At 34.9% G+C, this 19,360-nt stretch carries 23 protein-coding genes; 8 read left to right on the forward strand and 15 right to left on the reverse strand.

Features of this window, described 5'->3' with window-relative positions:
• Position 1: 1 nt before the first annotated feature.
• The 8 genes from AC23MB_RS00610 to AC23MB_RS00645 all read right to left on the reverse strand — a co-directional run bounded on the left by AC23MB_RS00610 (position 2) and on the right by AC23MB_RS00645 (position 7,465).
• Positions 2-1,402, reverse strand: a complete 1,401-nt coding sequence (locus tag AC23MB_RS00610; protein WP_312322904.1) for a nucleoside recognition domain-containing protein — start codon at positions 1,400-1,402, stop codon at positions 2-4.
• A gap of 69 nt (positions 1,403-1,471) precedes the next feature.
• Entirely contained in the window at positions 1,472-1,984 is a 513-nt protein-coding gene (locus AC23MB_RS00615; RefSeq protein WP_312322905.1) for a DUF6973 domain-containing protein, read from the reverse strand.
• A gap of 33 nt (positions 1,985-2,017) precedes the next feature.
• Positions 2,018-2,869: an acetyl-CoA carboxylase, carboxyltransferase subunit beta gene (gene accD / locus AC23MB_RS00620; protein ID WP_079667596.1), complete on the reverse strand. Its 852-nt coding sequence runs from the start codon at positions 2,867-2,869 to the stop codon at positions 2,018-2,020.
• Positions 2,870-2,966: 97 nt separating this feature from the next.
• Positions 2,967-4,034, reverse strand: a complete 1,068-nt coding sequence (fbaA, locus tag AC23MB_RS00625) for a class II fructose-bisphosphate aldolase (RefSeq protein ID WP_312322906.1) — start codon at positions 4,032-4,034, stop codon at positions 2,967-2,969.
• A 235-nt stretch (positions 4,035-4,269) separates the two neighbouring features.
• Positions 4,270-5,139 (reverse strand): NAD kinase, encoded by an 870-nt coding sequence (locus AC23MB_RS00630; RefSeq protein WP_487786274.1) that lies wholly within the window; start codon positions 5,137-5,139, stop codon positions 4,270-4,272.
• A 3-nt stretch (positions 5,140-5,142) separates the two neighbouring features.
• A complete protein-coding gene (locus tag AC23MB_RS00635) occupies positions 5,143-5,796 on the reverse strand; it encodes a CBS domain-containing protein (protein ID WP_312322909.1) in 654 nt (217 codons plus the stop codon).
• A 253-nt stretch (positions 5,797-6,049) separates the two neighbouring features.
• Positions 6,050-6,583 (reverse strand): RNA methyltransferase, encoded by a 534-nt coding sequence (locus AC23MB_RS00640; protein WP_374330215.1) that lies wholly within the window; start codon positions 6,581-6,583, stop codon positions 6,050-6,052.
• A 3-nt stretch (positions 6,584-6,586) separates the two neighbouring features.
• Positions 6,587-7,465: a bestrophin family protein gene (locus AC23MB_RS00645; protein ID WP_487786275.1), complete on the reverse strand. Its 879-nt coding sequence runs from the start codon at positions 7,463-7,465 to the stop codon at positions 6,587-6,589.
• 123 nt (positions 7,466-7,588) lie between these two features.
• Here AC23MB_RS00645 and mutS point away from each other — a divergent pair, with 123 nt between their 5' ends.
• Positions 7,589-10,177: a DNA mismatch repair protein MutS gene (mutS, locus tag AC23MB_RS00650; RefSeq protein ID WP_487786276.1), complete on the forward strand. Its 2,589-nt coding sequence runs from the start codon at positions 7,589-7,591 to the stop codon at positions 10,175-10,177.
• Between the two features lie 58 nt (positions 10,178-10,235).
• On the opposite strand, the gene AC23MB_RS00655 is transcribed toward mutS, so the two are convergent.
• The 3 genes from AC23MB_RS00655 to AC23MB_RS00665 form a co-directional block, all read right to left on the reverse strand.
• Positions 10,236-10,745, reverse strand: coding sequence for a hypothetical protein (locus tag AC23MB_RS00655; protein ID WP_487786277.1), 510 nt, complete (start codon positions 10,743-10,745; stop codon positions 10,236-10,238).
• A gap of 360 nt (positions 10,746-11,105) precedes the next feature.
• On the reverse strand, positions 11,106-11,483 hold the full coding sequence (locus AC23MB_RS00660; RefSeq protein ID WP_487786278.1) for a hypothetical protein: 378 nt from the start codon (positions 11,481-11,483) through the stop codon (positions 11,106-11,108).
• A gap of 58 nt (positions 11,484-11,541) precedes the next feature.
• Positions 11,542-11,829 (reverse strand): hypothetical protein, encoded by a 288-nt coding sequence (locus AC23MB_RS00665; RefSeq protein WP_312323774.1) that lies wholly within the window; start codon positions 11,827-11,829, stop codon positions 11,542-11,544.
• Positions 11,830-12,449: 620 nt separating this feature from the next.
• On the opposite strand from AC23MB_RS00665, the gene AC23MB_RS00670 reads away from it, so the two are divergent.
• The 7 genes from AC23MB_RS00670 (at position 12,450) to AC23MB_RS00700 (ending at position 15,964) form a co-directional block, all read left to right on the forward strand.
• The gene (locus AC23MB_RS00670; protein WP_312323497.1) at positions 12,450-12,809 is read left to right on the forward strand and encodes a hypothetical protein; all 360 of its coding nucleotides are present in this window, start codon (positions 12,450-12,452) and stop codon (positions 12,807-12,809) included.
• 124 nt (positions 12,810-12,933) lie between these two features.
• Positions 12,934-13,317 carry a ribosomal maturation YjgA family protein gene (locus AC23MB_RS00675; RefSeq protein ID WP_312323498.1) on the forward strand — a complete coding sequence of 128 codons (384 nt, stop codon included), beginning with the start codon at positions 12,934-12,936 and terminating at the stop codon, positions 13,315-13,317.
• Between the two features lie 388 nt (positions 13,318-13,705).
• Positions 13,706-13,912, forward strand: a complete 207-nt coding sequence (locus AC23MB_RS00680; protein ID WP_312323499.1) for a DUF6688 family protein — start codon at positions 13,706-13,708, stop codon at positions 13,910-13,912.
• Positions 13,909-14,259, forward strand: a complete 351-nt coding sequence (locus AC23MB_RS00685; RefSeq protein WP_312323500.1) for a hypothetical protein — start codon at positions 13,909-13,911, stop codon at positions 14,257-14,259. Before AC23MB_RS00680 ends, AC23MB_RS00685 begins: the two co-directional genes overlap by 4 nt.
• Before the next feature lie 86 nt (positions 14,260-14,345).
• Positions 14,346-15,005 carry a PA3715 family protein gene (locus AC23MB_RS00690; RefSeq protein WP_312323502.1) on the forward strand — a complete coding sequence of 220 codons (660 nt, stop codon included), beginning with the start codon at positions 14,346-14,348 and terminating at the stop codon, positions 15,003-15,005.
• Between the two features lie 108 nt (positions 15,006-15,113).
• Positions 15,114-15,488 (forward strand): hypothetical protein, encoded by a 375-nt coding sequence (locus AC23MB_RS00695; protein ID WP_487786279.1) that lies wholly within the window; start codon positions 15,114-15,116, stop codon positions 15,486-15,488.
• Positions 15,489-15,625: 137 nt separating this feature from the next.
• Positions 15,626-15,964, forward strand: a complete 339-nt coding sequence (locus tag AC23MB_RS00700) for a hypothetical protein (RefSeq protein WP_487786280.1) — start codon at positions 15,626-15,628, stop codon at positions 15,962-15,964.
• Between the two features lie 58 nt (positions 15,965-16,022).
• On the opposite strand, the gene AC23MB_RS00705 is transcribed toward AC23MB_RS00700, so the two are convergent.
• Genes AC23MB_RS00705 through AC23MB_RS00720 form a run of 4 tightly spaced genes read right to left on the reverse strand, consistent with a single transcriptional unit; the run spans position 16,023 to position 19,192 of the window.
• Positions 16,023-16,355, reverse strand: coding sequence for a bacteriophage spanin2 family protein (locus AC23MB_RS00705; protein WP_079667573.1), 333 nt, complete (start codon positions 16,353-16,355; stop codon positions 16,023-16,025).
• Positions 16,356-16,391: 36 nt separating this feature from the next.
• A complete protein-coding gene (locus AC23MB_RS00710; protein WP_312323505.1) occupies positions 16,392-17,297 on the reverse strand; it encodes a YARHG domain-containing protein in 906 nt (301 codons plus the stop codon).
• Entirely contained in the window at positions 17,287-17,937 is a 651-nt protein-coding gene (locus AC23MB_RS00715) for a DUF2306 domain-containing protein (protein ID WP_312323507.1), read from the reverse strand. The genes AC23MB_RS00710 and AC23MB_RS00715 overlap by 11 nt, the downstream gene beginning before the upstream one ends.
• A 1-nt stretch (position 17,938) precedes the next feature.
• Complete coding sequence (locus tag AC23MB_RS00720) at positions 17,939-19,192, reverse strand: BaiN/RdsA family NAD(P)/FAD-dependent oxidoreductase (protein ID WP_313028447.1); 1,254 nt, start codon at positions 19,190-19,192, stop codon at positions 17,939-17,941.
• Between the last annotated feature and the right edge of the window lie 168 nt (positions 19,193-19,360).

Genomic DNA, 19,360 nt, shown 5'->3' on the forward strand with positions numbered 1-19,360 from the left:
TTTAACCAAAAAATAAATAAGCTAATGTAATCGCTGTAATAACGCCAACCAAATCTGCCAACAACATCGCACCTACCGTATAACGCGTATTTTTTACAGCAACAGAACCAAAATAAACGGCAATTACATAAAAGGTCGTATCCGAACTTCCTTGCAAAATCGCTGACAAACGGCCAGCAAAACTATCTGCTCCAAAAGTCGTCATGGTGTCCACCATCATACCGCGAGCACCAGAACCAGAAAGCGGTTTTATCAAAGCTGTTGGCAAGCCATCTACAAATCTTGTATCCAGATGAGCAGATTGCGCTAGCCATTTCATGCCATCGATGATCACTTCAAAAACGCCGCTCGTTCTTAACAACGAAATCGCGATTAACATCCCAACCAAATACGGAATAATTTTAACACAGGTTGTAAAACCTTCTTTCGCGCCGTCAATAAACGCATCAAAAATGTTAATCTTCTTGTACATTGCGCCAAGCACTATCGCAAAGAAAATCAATAAAATAAGTCCATTACTCAAGACTTTAGAAAAGACATCCAATTCGTCTTTACTAAGTTGCACAAGATAGACAACCAATAACGCAATAATTGCGGAAATCCCACCAACATAAGCTAAAACTACAGGTTGGAAAAGATTGATTTTTTGTTTAATAGAGACAATAATCATTGCTGCCATTGTTGCAAAAAATGTCGCAATCATACATGGCAAAAATATATCTGTCGGTGTCTCTGAGCCCATCGACGAACGAATAGCGATAATGGAAACTGGAATCAACGTCAATCCACTAGCATGCAAACACAAGAACATAATTTGCGCGTTACTCGCACGATCTTTGTCAGGATTTAAGGATTGTAAACTTTCCATGGCTTTGAGTCCGAAGGGCGTTGCAGCGTTATCTAAACCTAAAAGATTGGCACTGAAATTCAGCATCATGTGTCCAAAAGACGGGTGATTTTTGGGAACTTCAGGAAAGAGTTTTGAAAAGAAAGGTTGTATTAAACGACTCAACAAATTGATACCTCCAGCACGTTCGGCAATACTCATAAAACCCATGAATAATGCCATAATCCCAATAAGTTTTAAACAAATATTAACGGCAGTTTCGCTGGTGCCAATAACGCCATCTGTCGATTGTATACGATAAACACCGACATTATTAAGCGAATCTTTTTTGTAATGGATATGGGACGCCTCAAAATCGGGTGATTTCTGAAGATTAGTTTGGATTTCTGAAGAAAATGCAGTTATCGGTTGCTTCGAAATTTTTATCGTGTCGCCACCTTTCCCAACAACCATATCGTTAAAAATCTCTTTGTAGTTGTCGGACGACGTATATTTAATCCCAGCAACGATTATCGCAATAATGATAAACGCAGACCAGATGCGGCTAAGTACCATTTAATTTTAATTTTAGTAAAAATAAAAGATTTTATTAAATCTAAGATGCGAAAACTGAATAATTGCTTGTTATTCTCTTAAATAAACCAAACGCTCGTCAAGTTCTTGACCTAGATTTTCGAGGATAACGGCATCTTTGGTTTTCTTTTGAAGTTCTTCAATAAAGAAAGTTGTTTCGAAAAACTGTCGATGTACACCAGACAACAAGCTCATAAAATATTGTAAACCTATTTCGTTATTATGTTTGTCCATCATGGTTTCGAGAGGTTCGTTCGGGAAAAGATCTTCGTGCAAATCGGTTAATTTTCGACACCACTTTAAAGACTTTTCAGGAGAAGACACTTTACAGAAATACATCATAATGAGACAAACCCAAAACGAATGTCGAAATGCGTTGCCTGCGCCGTTAGTTGAACTTGTTTTAGGATACAATTTTTTAGCAATATTAAAAGCTTTAAAACTTGCATAAAAATATAAAATCGAAAACAATGGATGACCAATGCCAATCCCTAAAACCACAATTATCTTTTTGAAAGACAACGATTTCAGCGCATTAAAAAATATTGTAATAAACTTCCTCATACAAAAAACTCCCACTTTCGTGAGAGTTATATTTTAAGCGTGCATCAACAACTTTATCGTTTTTGCGAGCACTTCTTTAACCTCTGTTCGTTTAACAATAAAATCAACAAAACCTTTCTCTTGTAAGAATTCAGCAGTTTGGAAACCTTCTGGCAAATCGCGTCCAATTGTTTCGCGGATAACACGAGGTCCCGCAAACCCTATCAAAGCGCCTGGTTCAGCAATAATAATATCTGCGGTCATCGCAAAAGACGCCGTTACACCACCAAAAGTTGGATCGGTAAGATAAGCGATATACGGAAGACCAGCATTTGACAATTGTGCCAATTTAGCTTGTACTTTCGCCATTTGCATTAAAGAATAAGCTGCTTCCTGCATACGTGCACCTCCCGACTGACAAATAATCATGAAAGGCAATTTGTGCTTCATAGCGTAATCGATAGCTCTCTTGATTTTTTCACCCATTACAGAACCCAAAGATCCTCCAATAAAAGCGAAATCCATACAAGACACTACCATTTCTACACCATTAACCTTCCCTGTTCCGTTACGTACAGAATCGTTAAGTTTGGTTTTAGCTTTTACTTCTTTAAGACGATCAGTGTAGGCTTTTGTATCTTTAAATTTAAGAATATCAACACTTTCTACATTGGCATCAAGTTCTTCAAACTTTTGATCATCAAATAAAATATCAAAATATTCTCTACTTCCGATTCTTACATGGAAACCATCTTCTGGCGAGACATAATTGTTCGCTTTTAGCTCTTCAGCTTCGATAATTTTCCCTGTGGGAGTCTTGTGCCATAGACCTTTAGGAAGATCTTTTTTGTCCTCAGTAGAGGTTGTAATATTTTGCGCTTTTCGTTTAAACCAATCAAATGCCATTTTATCTATATTTATGTAGAATGTATTATGTAAAATGTACAAATCAAAAGCATTTTAATTACTTTATGCTTTGTACATTCTACATTTTACAAATTTATTAAAGTGTGTTGACGTTGTTAAGATCTTCGAAAGCTTGTACTAAACGCGCAGAGAAAGTATCTTCACCTTTTCTCAACCATACTCTTGGGTCGTAGAATTTCTTGTTAGGAGAATCCGCACCGTCTGGGTTACCAATCTGAGTTCTTAAATAGTCAATTTTTCCTGTCATATAATCTCTTACACCTTCAGTATAAGCAAACTGAAGATCTGTATCGATATTCATTTTTACAACACCGTAGCTAATCGCCTCACGAATCTCTTCTAGTGTAGATCCTGATCCTCCGTGGAATACGAAGTTAATTGGCTTAGCTGCAGTTCCGAATTTTTCTTGAACAAACTTCTGAGAGTTATCCAAAATTTTAGGTGTAAGAACAACGTTACCCGGTTTGTACACACCATGTACATTACCAAATGCCGCTGCAATTGTAAAGTTATCAGAGATAGCTTTTAGTTTTTCATAAGTCAAAGCAACATCTTCCGGTTGCGTGTATAACAAAGAGTTGTCAACGCTAGAATTGTCAACACCATCTTCTTCTCCACCAGTTACTCCGATTTCAACTTCTAATGTCATCCCTAGTTTTGCCATTCTTTGGAAATATTCCGCAGAAACACTCAAATTCTCATCTAGAGGCTCTTCAGAAAGATCCAACATGTGAGAAGAGTACAAAGACTTACCAGTTTCTTTATAGAAAGCTTCGTTAGCATCCATCAATCCATCTATCCAAGGCAACAATTTCTTTGCACAGTGGTCCGTATGTAGTATAACCGTTGCACCATAAGCTTCTGCCAAAGTGTGGATATGCTTAGCACCAGCGATAGCACCAAGAATTGCAGATTTTTGTCCATCGTTAGAAAGTCCTTTACCTGCATTAAAAGCTGCTCCTCCGTTAGAAAACTGAATGATTACCGGCGCGTTTAGCTTAGCAGCGGTTTCCATAGTTGCGTTAACATTGCTAGATCCAATAACGTTAACTGCAGGAAGTGCAAATTGATTCTCTTTTGCGTAATCAAAAATTTCTGTTACCAAAGATCCTGTGGCTACACCAGCCGGAAACTTTCTACTCATAATTAATGTTTTTTTAATAGATTTATTTTAGTTTGCTAATTTACGAATAATTCACAAATCCGAATCATGATTTTTTCTAGGGCAATCCCTTGTCATTTTCCTAGGCTTTTGCAGCCGCTAGCAATGCCAAGGTCGGGCTGTCCGCTGTATCTTTTCCCTCCGCTCGGTCGGCTCCGCTTAGCTCCGCCGCCTCACTCCGGTCAAAGGATGCCACTTCCATCCCTATTGCGAAAGATTAGTTTCTTTTATCAATCCCCCAAAGCAGTTTTTGTCGGATGGTTTCGTAGAAGCTAAAATTATTTGGAATAATAAGATTTAAACAAAAATCGCCTTTTTCAAGATAGATTTCGTTACCAATGTCCATATAATACAATCGAGAATCCAATGACAAAGTAAACTGCGTTGATCGGCTTTCGACATTTAATGTGATTTTGGCGTCATCATTAACAATTAAAGGACGAACATTAAGATTGTGCGGTGCAATGGGCGTTATAACAAAATTATCATTGGTCGGCGAAATAATCGGACCTCCACAACTCAAAGAATAAGCCGTGGAACCTGTCGGCGTGGATATAATCAAACCATCGCCCCAAAATACATTCAGGAAATCATCATTAATATAAGAATCAATTGTGATCATGGATGTTGTTTCTTGTCGCGACAGGGTCACATCATTTAACGCGTACGGAAAATCAATAGAATTAGGTTTGGAAGTCGTTACTTTTATAATACTTCGTTTACTTACGGTATATTCACCTTTTAAGATAACATCAATCTCTTTAAAGATTTCCTCTTTTTTAAAATTCGCCAAAAAGCCCAATCTTCCCATGTTAATCCCAACAATCGGGATTTCCAATTCTTGGATAAAGGACATCGCACTCAGGATTGTCCCATCGCCCCCAAAACTGAAAACATAGTCCACGCCTTTAGCTTTTAGATCTTCTTTAGTTCGAAAGGTGTCGTAACTACTAGAGAATTTCATGTTTTTTGCCATGTCTTCGTGCAACACAATTGGGATTTGTCTTAACTCCAACTCCGAGATAAACTTGTTGAGATACAAGAAGCTATCAAAATCTTTTTTCTGAGAATATATTGCTGCAACCATAGCCTAAAACTCCAAGTATTTTTGGAAAAACCCAAAGCGATCTTTTAACAGATCTTCTTTTTGATCGTTATAAAATTTATTAATTACGGTATATCCAAAACGCTCAAAAGTCTCATCAATAGAGCTAAGATTGTCTTGGCTTATTTTTAAAGTTAATTCTATATGATCTTCTTTAACAGCTGTTATAAAACAACCATAAAGTTTAGAATTGTTGCTTTCGATAATCTTTGCCACTTCTACCATCGAATAATGCAGACTGTTGGTTTGCACGGTCAAGATGGCGCCAGCTTCCGAAAATATTGGATATTTCGAAAACTCGCTAAAAATATCATCACAACTGATGTAACCGAGAAATTTTTCGTCACTATTAATAACTGGGACAACATTGGTATTAAAAGTATGAAACAACTTAATAGAATCCCAAATATTACTATCTTCCGAAATTGCAAATTTCTCAAAGTGCATCGCAAGACTACCCAACTGTCCTTCTGGACTATCTTCCAAAAAAGATTGACTAAGGGCCCCCATATAGATGCCTTTCTTTTTTATAAAAATATGTGAATATCCAAATTCCTTGGCCAATTCCGAAGCTTCTTCAATAGAATCAGAAATGCTGAAGGCGGGAAAATCTTTGGACAAATAGTCTTTTATATACATATGGCTAAGTTAAAAAAAGCATTCGAATTCTTAGAGTCTGTTTATGGTTTTTGATAAAATTTTTATATTAAATCCTTTCGCAATTTTGGAAGGAATTATCAAACATCCCACAATTTAGTATTCTTCGAATAACTTTTTGTCAAAAAATTTGGTTTTTAAAAAATAAAAAGCTTACCTTTGTCGCCTTTCATTTTTACTTTTTATTAGATTTATTTCGAACTGCACTGGCAATTGCTAATGCAGTTTTTTGTTTTTATAGACCTAGCGCTTTCGCAAATTCCCACATAACAATCCCTCCACACACGCTTACATTAAGGGAATGCTTTGTCCCAAGTTGTGGAATTTCTAGCAAAACATCACAGTCCGAAACAATCTCATCACTGATGCCGTCTACTTCGTTTCCGAGAACTACGGCATACTTTTTATCCTTTATTATTTCAAAATCTGTTAAAAGCACACTATCAGTTGTCTGTTCGATACCACAAACTACGAAATCGTCGTCTTGCAATTTCTTGATCGTCGACTTCACATCTTCGTCATATTCCCAAGTTACACTTTCGGTGGCGCCTAGGGCAGCCTTGTGAATTTCGCGATGTGGCGGTTGTGGTGTAATCCCACACAAGATAATTTTTTCAATTAAAAAAGCATCAGCCGTACGAAAAGCTGCACCAACATTGTGCATACTTCTCACATTATCCAACACAACAACTAAAGGAATTTTCTCAGTTTCCTTAAAAGTTTCGACATCGATTCTTCCTAGTTCTTCTAGTTTTAATTTTCTAGCCACAATCTATTTTTTAAATATTAAATTCACATTTTTACCAATATTCTGAGCCAAAGTCTCCATTGGGATGTCGTTAACGTCATTATTAAATGGATCTTCGATTTCTTCTGCGATAATCTCCAAACTCATCAAAACATAGTAAATAAACATGGTCAAAGGCACCATAAAATATCCAATATTAATAACATACGCCACAGGCAAAGCCAAAACAAAAAGCAAAATAAACTTTTTGATAAACGATGAATAAGAATATGGAATTGGTGTATTTTTAATTCGTTCGCAACCGCCAGTAAGTTCTAGAAAACCCGACAACTGGTTCTCCAAAAACAAATAATCAACATCTGTAATAATACCTTCTCTGTTAAGTTGCTTAATTTTTTGCATTAAAATAGAAGCCAACTCAATGGGAGCATTGTGTTTTAATCCTTCTTCAAGTTTCGAAAACTCTTCATCCAAAGCCAATCTAGTGGATTCTTTAGAAAGATGTTTCGCCAGAAACAAAGGAAAATAGCGCAAATATTTTGCAATTTGATCTTTGTGATGTTGCTCTTCTTTTGGTAAAATTGCATTGATTTTGAGAGCAAAATTCCGAGTGTCATTCACCAATTTGCCCCAAAGTTTTCGCCCTTCCCACCAACGATCATAGGCTGTATTTGTCCTAAAAACCAACAACAAAGAAAGCACAAACCCCAACATACTATGTACCAAACCTACATTAGTAACCGTCGATTTGCTTGTCAAATCTAGATATTCGATTTCTAAATAAGCGATGCCGAAAGAATACAAACCTACCAATAACATTGTCGGAAACAATAACTTCAGCGTATCTGTTTTGTGCAAACTCAGAACGGTTTTTAGAAAGTCTTTGGTGTTATATATGCGCATCGTAACGACAAAGATAAAAATTCTATCTTTTTTGTCTTCTTCAAAAAGATAATTTCTGTTAATTCTGGTCGAAACTTTTGAAGCCTAAACGAATTTCGTATTTTTGAAATCCAATTTTTGATTATGGCAAAGGCAAAGAAAGAAACTCCGTTGATGGGTCAATACAATACAATAAAAGCTAAATATCCAGACGCTTTGTTGCTATTCCGTGTTGGCGACTTCTACGAAACTTTTGGCCAAGATGCCATCAAAACGTCCCAGATTTTAGGCATTGTTTTAACCAAACGTGCTAATGGTGATGGTCACATCGAGTTGGCTGGCTTTCCGCACCATTCTGTAGATTCTTATCTTCCAAAGTTGGTAAGAGCTGGGATGCGTGTTGCGATTTGCGATCAATTGGAAGATCCAAAAATGGTGAAAGGTATTGTTAAACGTGGTGTTACAGAATTGGTAACGCCGGGAGTTACCTTTAACGACCAAGTTTTAACATCGAAGAAAAATAACTTTCTGCTTTCACTTCACAAGGAAAAAGAAAAATTCGGAATGGCTTTGGTCGATGTGTCGACTGGAGAATTTTTGGTAAGCGAAGGTCCATTGGAAAAGCTTTTACACATTGTTCACACTTTTGATCCAAGCGAAATTATTTATCAAAGAACTACCGAACTCCCAAGTCAATTAAAAAATAATAATTCTTTCAAACTAGAAGATTGGGCTTATCAATATAATTATGCTTACGAAAAGCTAACATCACATTTCAAAACCAACTCGTTAAAAGGTTTCGGAATTGAAGATCAAAAACTTGGGATAACGGCTGCTGGCGCTATTTTCGCCTATTTGGTGGAAGACACGCATCATGCGCTTTTACAACACATCACCAAAATCCAAAATATTCCGCAAGACGATTATTTGATAATGGATAATTTCACTTTAAGAAATTTAGAAATCGTTTATTCATCGAATTATCAAGGCAAATCTTTACTTGATATTATTGATAAAACTAAAACGCCAATGGGCGGACGTTTGTTGAGAAGGCGTTTGATTTTACCATTAAAAAACATAAGCGACATCAACAGAAGACTCAGCCTGATTGAGTTTTTAAATAAAGAAGATCATTTAAAATACGAAATTGAAGAACTTCTAAAAGGCATTTCGGATTTGGATAGATTGGTTGGTAAACTAGCCGCAGAGAAGATTTCACCGAAAGAATTAGGTTATCTTCGTCAGTCGATTATCAATATTCAAGAGATAAAAGCCAAACTCCACAATTTCCCCGATGTATTGGCATGGATTGATCCTTTCAACAATATGGAAGACCTCATCCGTTATTTGCAAATGCACCTTAACGAAGATTTGCCTGTTAATATCAACAAAGGAAATGTCATTAAAGCTGGAATTTCTGAAGAGCTGGATCACCTACGAGGTTTGCAAAGTAAAGGTCGTGGATTTCTGGATGATATGTGCGCAAGAGAAATTGAACGCACAGGAATCTCTAGTTTAAAAATAGATTTTAATAATGTTTTCGGCTATTATATTGAAGTACGAAACACGCATAAAGACAAAGTTCCTGAGGATTGGATTAGAAAACAAACTTTGGTAAACGCTGAGCGTTATATCACGGAAGAACTTAAAGAATACGAAAGTCAAATTCTCGGTGCCGAAGAAAAAATCTCGCAACTAGAGCTCCAACTCTACCGAAATTCTTGCGAAGAAGTGTTAATCTACATTGACCAAATACAAGAAAACTCGCGTCTAGTTGCCGAGTTGGATTGCGCTGTGGGATTGTCAAACCTTGCCATTGAGGACAATTATACAAAGCCTATTCTCAATGACAGTTTTGCGATTGACATCAAAGAAGGTCGCCATCCAATTATTGAGAAATCGCTTCCACTAGGGGAAAAATACATCCCGAATGATATTTTTTTAGATAAAGATTCGCAGCAGATTATTATGGTAACAGGTCCCAACATGGCTGGTAAATCGGCAATACTGAGACAAACTGCCATCATTGCTTTGTTAGCACAAATCGGAAGTTTTGTTCCTGCTAAACATACAGAGATTGGAACTTTAGATAAAATATTCACCAGAGTTGGTGCCACAGACAACATCTCTGCGGGGGAATCTACCTTTATGGTGGAAATGAATGAAGCGGCGAATATCCTTAATAATATTTCGGAGCGAAGCCTTATTTTGCTAGACGAAATCGGTCGCGGCACTTCAACTTATGATGGTGTTTCTATCGCATGGGCTATTGCAGAATATCTTCATCAACACGCGTCGCAAGCCAAAACTTTGTTTGCAACACACTACCATGAACTCAACGAAATGACATTGAATTTTGAACGTATCAAAAACTTCCACGTGTCAATCCAAGAGAATAAAGGCAACATTATTTTTCTTAGAAAATTAGTGTCTGGCGGTAGCGAACACAGCTTTGGTATTCATGTTGCGAAGTTGGCTGGGATGCCTTCAAAAGTGGTAAATAGAGCTGGCGAAATTTTAAAAACTTTAGAATCCAACAGAACATCGTCAGAGAATTCTGGAGAAAAAATAAAACGTGTGACCGAAGAAAACATGCAGTTGTCATTCTTTCAATTAGACGATCCCGTTTTAGAAAATATTCGCGAAGAGTTGACAAAAATCGACATTAATACATTAACACCAATTGAAGCTTTGATGAAGTTAAACTCCATCAAAAAAATGATTGGTGGTTAATCTAAAACGTGGAAATCAACTGCTGAACGGCTTTTCCGTCAACTATTTCCAAACACTTTCAGTAAGCGCCAGCGCCATCACTGTTTTGCGAATAAAAGAAATAAGTGCGATCCTCAAACTTAGAAACGCCAATGTAATCTGTGTTTATAGCAAACTGAAACATATTTTTGACGGCTTCTTTAGGAAACGTAATTTTAACTTTGTTATACGTTACAATCACTTTGTCTAACGCATTCATTTCAGGAAGAATATCACCCTCAATTCCCCAAGGTCTTGCGTCGCTAATTTTCGAAATAAAATGACCGTCGCTTTTCGTTATTTTATGTTTTTTAAGGTCAAAATCTTTTACCGTCATTTCTAAACTAAAATTTTCGTCGAATAACATATAGCCGTTTTTGATTTCTTTAACTGAAAGATTTGTAAAATACCACGTAGTATCTACTTTTTGTTTTAGCTCCTCGGTATTTCCTTTCTTCTTTCCTGCTTTTTCAAAAGAGTATTTGAGGCTAGGATTTTCGTTAATTATCAACTGAAAAAAAATATCGTTAGCTCTGTTTTTAGTTTTCACATAAGACAAAATTTGAGTCTTATTATTTCCTAAACTATCTTTGCTAATGAAGTTTTCTAATAATTGCAAAGTAGCCGAAAATGTAGCTCTCTTAACCTTTCAACCGTTAAAAAGACTTCCATTTATAACTATTAAACAGTCTGATAATTTATCAACACTGAAAACATCATACACATTTAACAATTGCACGTGAGATTCCTTGAAATCACCTTGCGTGAAATCCCAATTGCGCTTTTTTGCTGCTTCCTTTTTATCTATCGTTTTCTTGGCGCATGATGTCAGAAGAGAAGAACTTAATAATAAAAATAGAAGTTGTGTTTTAATGTTTTTGTAGATTTTTCATGCTGAATCATTTAAAACTTAATTCCCTTTAATGAATTTCAAGATTTTATCAAAATAAGTTTCGTTTGGGTTTTCGATAATATTCCCACAAACGAAACATTCAATTTGATTCTTTTTGCTAAAATTTGCCTTCAAATCTTCCCATTGATAATAGGATAGTTTTTTGAATGCTGGATTATCATATACAACATCATAATTTAAGATTTTGTCCGACCCAAATCTTTTGCAGAATGCATTTTTGGGTTTTGGCGTTTTAAGTAATGTTTCGATTTTATCTAAAAAAATTTGTCTTTTTTCAAAGATAAAATTTGCTATTTCTTCCTGAGTTTCTGGCGTATATTGAGCAAATCTGTACTTGTAGAAAAACGCCAATTCTTGGTCTGTAAAATCTTGCAAACTGATTAAAATAGCACTTATTTTGATGAAAAAATTAAAGTCGACATTGTGTGGAAAGCTACAAGCTGGATGCAATAACACCGTAATATGCCAAAATGGAAACCATTAGCCAAGCAATTTCCGCTGAAATTTGTTTTTCCTGGTTTATGAAAACAATACTTTCGTAAATAAGAAAAATAACCGATCCTAAAACGGCAATAACTGAAATAACAAAAACACCTAAAATGATGTTTTCATAATGCATCCACAGATAAAAATAGTTTTTGAAAAAAGAATGTTGAATCGCAAAAAGAATAATAAATGCGTACACCGAAAGCTGGATTTTAAATATTTTCGCGAGATTCATTGGATCTTTGTTTTATAGATTAAAGAATCGCGATTAGACCTTTTCACTTTCAAAGAGTCGAAATATTGGCGATGCTCAAAGTTTTTACGAAATCCGCAACATATTTTTTTTATCAATTCTAAACTATCTTTCTAATGATCTTGGGCAAATAATTCGAGGTCAAAATTTTGTTTTTAAGTGATTTTTCCTGATTTTAAATCACGAAAATACCAAAGCTTATCCACGACATTTCCTGTTTGCATTTCTAATGAATATTTTGCATTCAGATCAGAAATGAGTTTACTTGTTTTTACCGAAGGTCTGTATATGGGCCTCCGTTTCATTCCCCAAATAAAAGGATTTAAATAAATAAGCATCGGCAAAAGTATGGCTGCAATTGGCAGAAACGTTATAATTTTTTTTCATTTTTATTTATTTAAATAAAATTGTAGAACTGGTTCTAAAATCGGAAATTGTATCTTTTTGGTGATAAAACAATTGACTTTCAAAAATAGCTGAATCAATAGTTATTCTATAAAAATTTTTATTGATCAGAAAGTCATAGGTTTTAGATGTCCTTGGCGAAAACTTGTCAAGCTCTTTTTCGTTTTGTGTTAAAAGGTTTGATTTTAAATAACTAAATGATCCCAGATATTTATAAAAATATTGGCGGAAAAATCAAGGGTCATTTTACCAATAAAAAAGTGCATGAAAATCTCTTTATAAAACAAACTAAAAAAGGACACGGAAATTCTTTTGAAGATGGCGTTCCTGACGAATATACTTTGCTATCCGATATGAAAACTACTAAAGCTTTAAAAATATGTTGTTGCGAAGCGACTTTAATAAATGAAGGCGACTTGAATGGCGATGGATTGGACGAAATATCTGTTGTACAAGCACCATTGAATGGCTGCACTTACACATTCAGTACTTTCACCAATGTTAATGGGACTTGGAAAAAACTTTTCGAGCCTTTCTTGCTTTCAAATGGATGCTAACCAATTAATAACAAAGATTTGCTCGATAAAGTATTTGTTGAAAAAGGAATTATTTACAGTTTGCAAGTTGATCCAAATGATGAAAACCAAAAACCGAAAAAATTAAAAAAGAAGAAAAACTAGTATGAAATTAACATTCAATTTTAAAAACCTCATCATTGCAGTTATTATTTTCATTATCGAGTTTTTAATTGCCACAACTTTTAAAGATATCGTTTTCGTAAGAGCTTATCTAGGCGATGTTCTTGTCGTGATGTTGATGTATTATTTTGTGAAAGCTTTTGTGGAAGTTGACAATACCAAATTAATAATTGCGCTTTTAATTTTTTCTTGTGTTATTGAGTTTTTGCAATACTTTCATTTTGCAGAGATGATCGGTTTTAAAGATAATAAAATCGCGATGATTGTCCTCGGCAATTCTTTTAGTTGGATCGATATTCTGTGTTATTTGGCTGGTGGATTAATATTGTATTTAATTGAAGTCTTAGCAAAATCAAAGTCTCGTTAGTATGGCAGGAATTTTAGTTTTAGCAATAATTATTCTGGCCGTTGTTATTTTCTTTTTTTCAACAATTGAAATAAAAGGGAAAAGAATTTCGGTTGGCAGCATCAAATTTTGTCTGGCTACTTTCTGTCGTTAGTCGTCTTTGCTTTTGGTTTGATGACGCATGCTGAAGATTTTAATATTGCTATTGATCCTATTGATTCTTGCTACATTCCGTCCGGGGGAAAACATATTTTTAGTTTGCTTTTTTACTTTATCATTTTTAATATTTCCGCATTTCTTATTTGGAAAAAAGGACGGATTCTTCCTCTTTTAAGTTTAGTTTTAAGCTTAATATTTTTAATAATTGATGCGATGATTAGCTTTGATGTTTAGATAATGCTCTCGAAGAATGTTGCAGGATTTTTCGCCAAAAATTCATGGGATTGTCCGCAGAAATTATGACAAATACGGTTATAATTTATCCAAAAATATAAACTCCGAATTGGGTTCTAACCTTACTTATATTTTGATGAAACCTTTGGAACTGATATTTCTAATTTCTTTATATCTTTTGGAAACCAAACCTGAACAAAAAATTTCTAACAAATACCGATGAGTCCATTAATAAAATCTTTCCTGAAACAATTATTGCTAATTGTCATCCCTATTGTTGCTTTATATTTCTATGCACAGATGGCTTTTGAAGCGAATAGTCGCCGCGAACATCGTACCGATGCTGGACTCGGAATTGCATTTATGGCGACTGGACTTTTGCTGGTTTTGTTTCTGGTTTTTCTTGTTGATATCATTAAAAAAATCCGAATCAAAAAATATAATATTGTAAAAATTGATGCAGTTTTACTTTTGATTTTATCAACACCAATCGCATATATAATTTGTCAAATCACAAAGCGAAATTGCTTTTGTACAAGTATTATTAAAATTGGAGATGCGCTATTTTAAAATTTAAAAATGATGAAAAAATAATCTTACTTTTTGTTTTATTTACCTTAACTCAATCTATTTTTGGGTAAGAAAAAAAATCTGTTTTGCTAACAAAAGCTTTGCAGCAACTTAATCTAAAAGAATCTCAAATTAACCTGAATCTTTTCACCGAAAAAGTTTTGCCCAACTATAAAGCGCAAAGTGTTCTTCTGATTCCAAAATATAAAACCAACGAGCAAGACGAATACGAAAATTATTTTTTAGTGATGGATGCCATTGTTCTGGTTGTTGACAACGCATCTGGAAAAATCCTTTATCAAAACATAGAGCCAGAAACTTGGGTTTCTGATGCTATGATTATGGAAAGCCTTGTTATCGACACCGGATTGTATATTCTGGCGGATCAAAAAAGAGCTTTTGGTGTACGTGTTAATACACATAATACGAGCGGACCCAATCCTTTTGCGTTAGAAGAACTAAAACTATATCTCGTTGATAATAAAAAACTTAACAGGATTACAGACAACATTACAGTCTATCGAAATTCTGGCGATTGGGATATCAAATGTAACGGCGAGTTTTCGACAGAAATTACAAGCATTGAAGTTGATAACAAAAATAAAAGTAATGGCTTAAATAATCTCAAACTGAAAACTAGCATTAAAAAAGAAATCAATACTTTGATAAAAGGCGATTGCAAAACGAAAATTGTTGACACTAAAGAAAATGTGGTATTAAAATTTAATGGAAAAACATATAAATAAAACTAAAAGAATAAAATTTTGAAACGACTTTATCTTTATCTATTATCTAATTTTTTAGTACTTGTTATTCTTAGCTTGCTAATCTCACAGGTATTAATACATTCATACATGGACGACGCAGACAATTCGGAAGGCAAATTCGTACAGTTTTTGATGTTTATTGTTGCCGTTTTATCAATGCAAGCGAGTATCTTTTTGAGTGTTTCGAGTGGAAGTATTTTTCTAAATTTAATTCCTGCAGTTCGGAAAAATTGGCTGTTATCTTTTATAAGTTTTTGCGGAATTTCCTTAGGCTATTTAGTCTATCTTTTCTGTGATAATCTTAGTGATGCTTTTTCTAATATAAGTGACTTTATTAAAGCAACAAAACCTTATTTAATCATGCTTACAACGCAATTTATTTTGACTTTTATAAGCTTTATTATTTTTAGAAAACGATTTAACAATATGGGAACTTCAAAACTAACTACCAATGACGATTGATATTTTACATACTTTCTCTGACATTATTTTTGGTTTAAAACCTTTAGCGCAATGAAGAAGATTTTATCATAACACTTATTTTATTCGGCGCATTTGTCTTTTTACTATTTTTAATTTTAGGTGTTGTTAGTAGACTTTTGTTTATCGTCATTGTCATTGGTTTGGTGAGCGCTGGTATTATTTCGACATCGGTTTTGGTAGGATTTCAGCAACGATCTGTCAGCAAAGCATTTAAAACATTTTTCATAGTTTCACCCACATTCGGCAGTACAATCGTTTCAGTAATTGCATTTTTGTTCACTAATATGGTTTACAAATGGGAACAAAAAGATAGTTCTATTTTCGCCAGAATCCTTTGTGGAATTGGGTTTGGATGTTTATTCGGATTTTTGATGTACAAGGCTTTACATAAAATAATCTTATTTCTCCAACGAAAATACAAACTCATCACCAACAAAAAAGAACTTGATATATAAAACAAAAAACTCCCAAAATTTCGAGAGTTTTAATATTTTTAAAAAGATAAAGCAACTACTAAATCGGAATAAAAATTACCGCTGCAACCGCTGCAACTGCGATAATCACGCTCATCAAATAATCTGTTTTTTTGATTTCTCTAACTTCGCTTCTTAAGACTTCTTTTTGTTCGCCATTATTAAGTTTTCCGTAGATTTTATCAGCATCGACTTTTAGAACTTCCATTTTTATCGTTTGTGCATCGTTAGTTCTAATCGTGTATTTTTTATACAATTCCAAAGTGTTGTCATGCAATGGTTTTTGCACATCTACAACTCTCGTTTGACACGACGCTAACAATAGCAAAGAGAAAATCCCAAGGATTCCTAAATATTTTGAGAATAACTTCATTTTAAATTTTTTTCAAAAATAATAAAATAGTCTTACTTATCGACCAAAGCTGTCATAATTATCTTCCGCATATTTTATCATACGACTAAGAAGCGCAACATTTTCTTTCTCCATCGGCGATAGATCATTATCCACGTTATTAGAAACAGGAATATACCAATCTTGATAATCGAAAAATTGTCTATAAGTTTCTTTTTTAAATGAATAACCATGACGTGCAAACACTGCATTTTTGATAATTTCCATGTCAAGTTTTTTCATGTTTTTAAGATCTTTTTCTTCAAGTTTTTGCGTAGACGCATTTATTTTAAAAATCGCATCAGACGCATAACGTTGTTGTTCAACATCATAAGTTTGTGTTTTTCCATTTTCATCTTCATAGCTGCCTTTTCCTTTTTTAGTTGTTGTCCAATCCACAATATCCGAGTGGTCACGATCCAACATAAAATTAGGATTATAAGCAAAATCCTTTTTCAACAATCGAACAATTTTTTCAGGAAACTTAACTTTTTCTCTGTTAAAAACTTTCCAATCGCCAACCAAACTATCTTTTCTGAGACCTATTGTAAATCGTCCATCCGTTTTATCATCACCAGGTTCGTCGAGGATAAATTTTTGCGTATGTTCATTATAAATTCCACGAAAAGGACGTTGGTTGCCATTAACAACACTGTAACCATATACACTATCTTTTGTAATTCTGTTAATCTTAACCGATAGTTTTTTGATGATGTAATTGTCCTCCATATTCTCAGCATTAGGATTATATACAGTCTCGAAATCCCCTGTATAAACCCCATACAACTCTTTATGAAACTCTGGTTCTACAACAGCAGCAACAGAATCTTTTTTAGTCTCATCTTTTTTGACTTCAGTATCTTTTTTGCATGAACTTAGTCCAAGTGAAGCAGCGACCAATGCAAGAATTAAATTAGTTTTCATAGTTTAATTTTTTCTTTCTTTTTATTAAATATTCGACCAATAAGATGTTTGGAATCCAACCCAACCAAGCAATGATTTGGTAAACGTCCATTGGATTAGGATGGAATAAATATACTAAAATTACTTTCCACAAACGCAAGGTTACCGCTGAAAAACACAAGGCGTAACTTCGCCACATCCAATGTTGGTGCGCTTGGATATTTCGATTTCTTATTTCCTGATAAGCTTTGTAAGTTGTATAAAACCAAAGAATTCCGAGGATGATAAACGAAATTTTCGAGAAGATTCCGCCATTCGCAAAAAAACCCATGTAGATACCTGATGTTGATGAAAATAGCAAAGTTAAAATCACATAGATTCTCCCCGATAAACGATGCAGAGTTTTTAAACTTTTATTAAAAAATAAAGCCACAAATCCAGCAATCAACACAAAAATACTGGTGTACACATGGGTATGGAAAATCGTCAAATATTCTGGTCGTGCCTCAACTTCGGTTTGTTTAATTGCTAAAAAATTAGCCATCGAATTGTAAGGAATGTACAATAATGTTATTCGCAACATCAACACAAAAAAGTAGATAAAACCGAGCAAAATTGCGGCTTTAAAAATATTGTGCTGAATATTTTGCTTAATTAACATATTATCTCATATTAAGTTCTTGCGCGATGAGCCAAGCTTCGCTCCAACAAGCTTGGAAGTTAAATCCACCTGTTATCGCATCGATATTTAAAACTTCGCCCGCCAAAAACAAATTCGGAACCACTTTGCTTTCCATGGTTTTGAAATTAATTTCTTTGAGGTCAACACCACCAGCCGTTACAAACTCATCTTTGAAGGTGCTTTTTCCTTCTACCTGCAATTTCATTTCGCAAAGATTTCCAGCCAAAACTTGCATTTCTTTTTTGCTGATATTCGAAATCTGCTTTTCAGAATCTACTTTTGAATACGCTAAAAGGCTGTTCCAAAAGCGATTGGTGACATTATAGATTTTGCTTTGTCCAATGGTCTTTTTCGGATTACTTTCTTTAAAACCAATAAAATCCTCCTCCGCTTCTTGTATCGACTTAGAAATAAAATTAACCAAAATCTCAAACTTGTAATTTTCGCGTGCCAACAATCTTGCGCCCCAAGCAGACAATTTGAGAACCGCTGGGCCACTAAGTCCCCAATGTGTTATTAACAAAGGACCGCTTTCTTCTAGTTTTAATTTTGGAATGCTGACTTCTGCCCATTCGAAGCTGGTGCCCGGATGTTCGGCCAGCAAAGGATTTTTGATATTAAAGGTAAATAACGACGGTACCAAACTCACGATTTTGTGACCAAGATTTTCGACCAATTTCAGAGATTTTGGTGCACTTCCTGTTGTAAAAACAACATAATCCGCTGAAAAATTTCCCGATTTTGTTTCGATTAAAAACTGATCTTCGGTTTTAGAAATTTGGCTTACCGTTGCTTGGGTAATGACCTCAACATTTTTGTTTTTGGTTTCGGTTTGTAACGCATTAATGATGCTTTGCGATTGATTGCTCTCTGGAAAAATACGATTGTCATTTTCGATTTTTAAAGATACGCCTCGGCTCTCAAACCACTCCATTGTGTCGCCTGGCTGAAATTTGCTGAAAACACTGCGCAATTCTTTTTCGCCGCGTGGATAGAACTTCACCAAATCTTGCGGATCAAAACAAGCGTGCGTCACGTTGCAACGTCCTCCTCCAGAAATTTTCACTTTTTGGAGAACATCTTTGTTTTGTTCTAAAATTTTGATTTGATATTTATTTTCGTCCAGATTGGCTGCGCAGAAAAAGCCTGCAGCGCCGCCTCCGATGATTACAACTTGCTTCATCAACCTTATGCTATAGATTTTAGTTTCAAAAGTACGATTTTTATAAACCATCTTTATTGACTAATTTTGAATCTTTGAATTTTTGCAATAGGGATGGAAGCGGCATCCTTTTTCCGGAGTGAGGTGGCGGAGCGCAGCGGATCCCACCGAGCGGAGGGAAAAGATATAGCGAACAGCCCGACCCGAGCGGCTGCCAAAAGCTGTGGCGAGGGAATTGCC

It is taken from the genome of Soonwooa sp. T0.1_25 (genome assembly GCF_057652215.1).

What these genes read in the sequence shown, in the direction of transcription:
- accD (WP_079667596.1), bottom strand. Translation starts at nt 2,869, where the DNA reads ATGGCATTTGATTGGTTTAAACGAAAAGCGCAAAATATTACAACCTCT.
- AC23MB_RS00710 (WP_312323505.1), bottom strand. Translation starts at nt 17,297, where the DNA reads ATGAAAACTAATTTAATTCTTGCATTGGTCGCTGCTTCACTTGGACTA.
- AC23MB_RS00615 (WP_312322905.1), bottom strand. Translation starts at nt 1,984, where the DNA reads ATGAGGAAGTTTATTACAATATTTTTTAATGCGCTGAAATCGTTGTCT.
- AC23MB_RS00695 (WP_487786279.1), top strand. Translation starts at nt 15,114, where the DNA reads ATGGACGACGCAGACAATTCGGAAGGCAAATTCGTACAGTTTTTGATG.
- AC23MB_RS00680 (WP_312323499.1), top strand. Translation starts at nt 13,706, where the DNA reads ATGTTGCAGGATTTTTCGCCAAAAATTCATGGGATTGTCCGCAGAAAT.
- AC23MB_RS00720 (WP_313028447.1), bottom strand. Translation starts at nt 19,192, where the DNA reads ATGGTTTATAAAAATCGTACTTTTGAAACTAAAATCTATAGCATAAGG.
- AC23MB_RS00645 (WP_487786275.1), bottom strand. Translation starts at nt 7,465, where the DNA reads ATGCGCATATATAACACCAAAGACTTTCTAAAAACCGTTCTGAGTTTG.
- AC23MB_RS00675 (WP_312323498.1), top strand. Translation starts at nt 12,934, where the DNA reads ATGAAATTAACATTCAATTTTAAAAACCTCATCATTGCAGTTATTATT.
- AC23MB_RS00715 (WP_312323507.1), bottom strand. Translation starts at nt 17,937, where the DNA reads ATGTTAATTAAGCAAAATATTCAGCACAATATTTTTAAAGCCGCAATT.
- fbaA (WP_312322906.1), bottom strand. Translation starts at nt 4,034, where the DNA reads ATGAGTAGAAAGTTTCCGGCTGGTGTAGCCACAGGATCTTTGGTAACA.
- AC23MB_RS00670 (WP_312323497.1), top strand. Translation starts at nt 12,450, where the DNA reads ATGATCCCAGATATTTATAAAAATATTGGCGGAAAAATCAAGGGTCAT.
- AC23MB_RS00610 (WP_312322904.1), bottom strand. Translation starts at nt 1,402, where the DNA reads ATGGTACTTAGCCGCATCTGGTCTGCGTTTATCATTATTGCGATAATC.
- AC23MB_RS00685 (WP_312323500.1), top strand. Translation starts at nt 13,909, where the DNA reads ATGAGTCCATTAATAAAATCTTTCCTGAAACAATTATTGCTAATTGTC.
- AC23MB_RS00635 (WP_312322909.1), bottom strand. Translation starts at nt 5,796, where the DNA reads ATGTATATAAAAGACTATTTGTCCAAAGATTTTCCCGCCTTCAGCATT.
- AC23MB_RS00705 (WP_079667573.1), bottom strand. Translation starts at nt 16,355, where the DNA reads ATGAAGTTATTCTCAAAATATTTAGGAATCCTTGGGATTTTCTCTTTG.
- AC23MB_RS00630 (WP_487786274.1), bottom strand. Translation starts at nt 5,139, where the DNA reads ATGGTTGCAGCAATATATTCTCAGAAAAAAGATTTTGATAGCTTCTTG.
- AC23MB_RS00665 (WP_312323774.1), bottom strand. Translation starts at nt 11,829, where the DNA reads ATGAATCTCGCGAAAATATTTAAAATCCAGCTTTCGGTGTACGCATTT.
- mutS (WP_487786276.1), top strand. Translation starts at nt 7,589, where the DNA reads ATGGCAAAGGCAAAGAAAGAAACTCCGTTGATGGGTCAATACAATACA.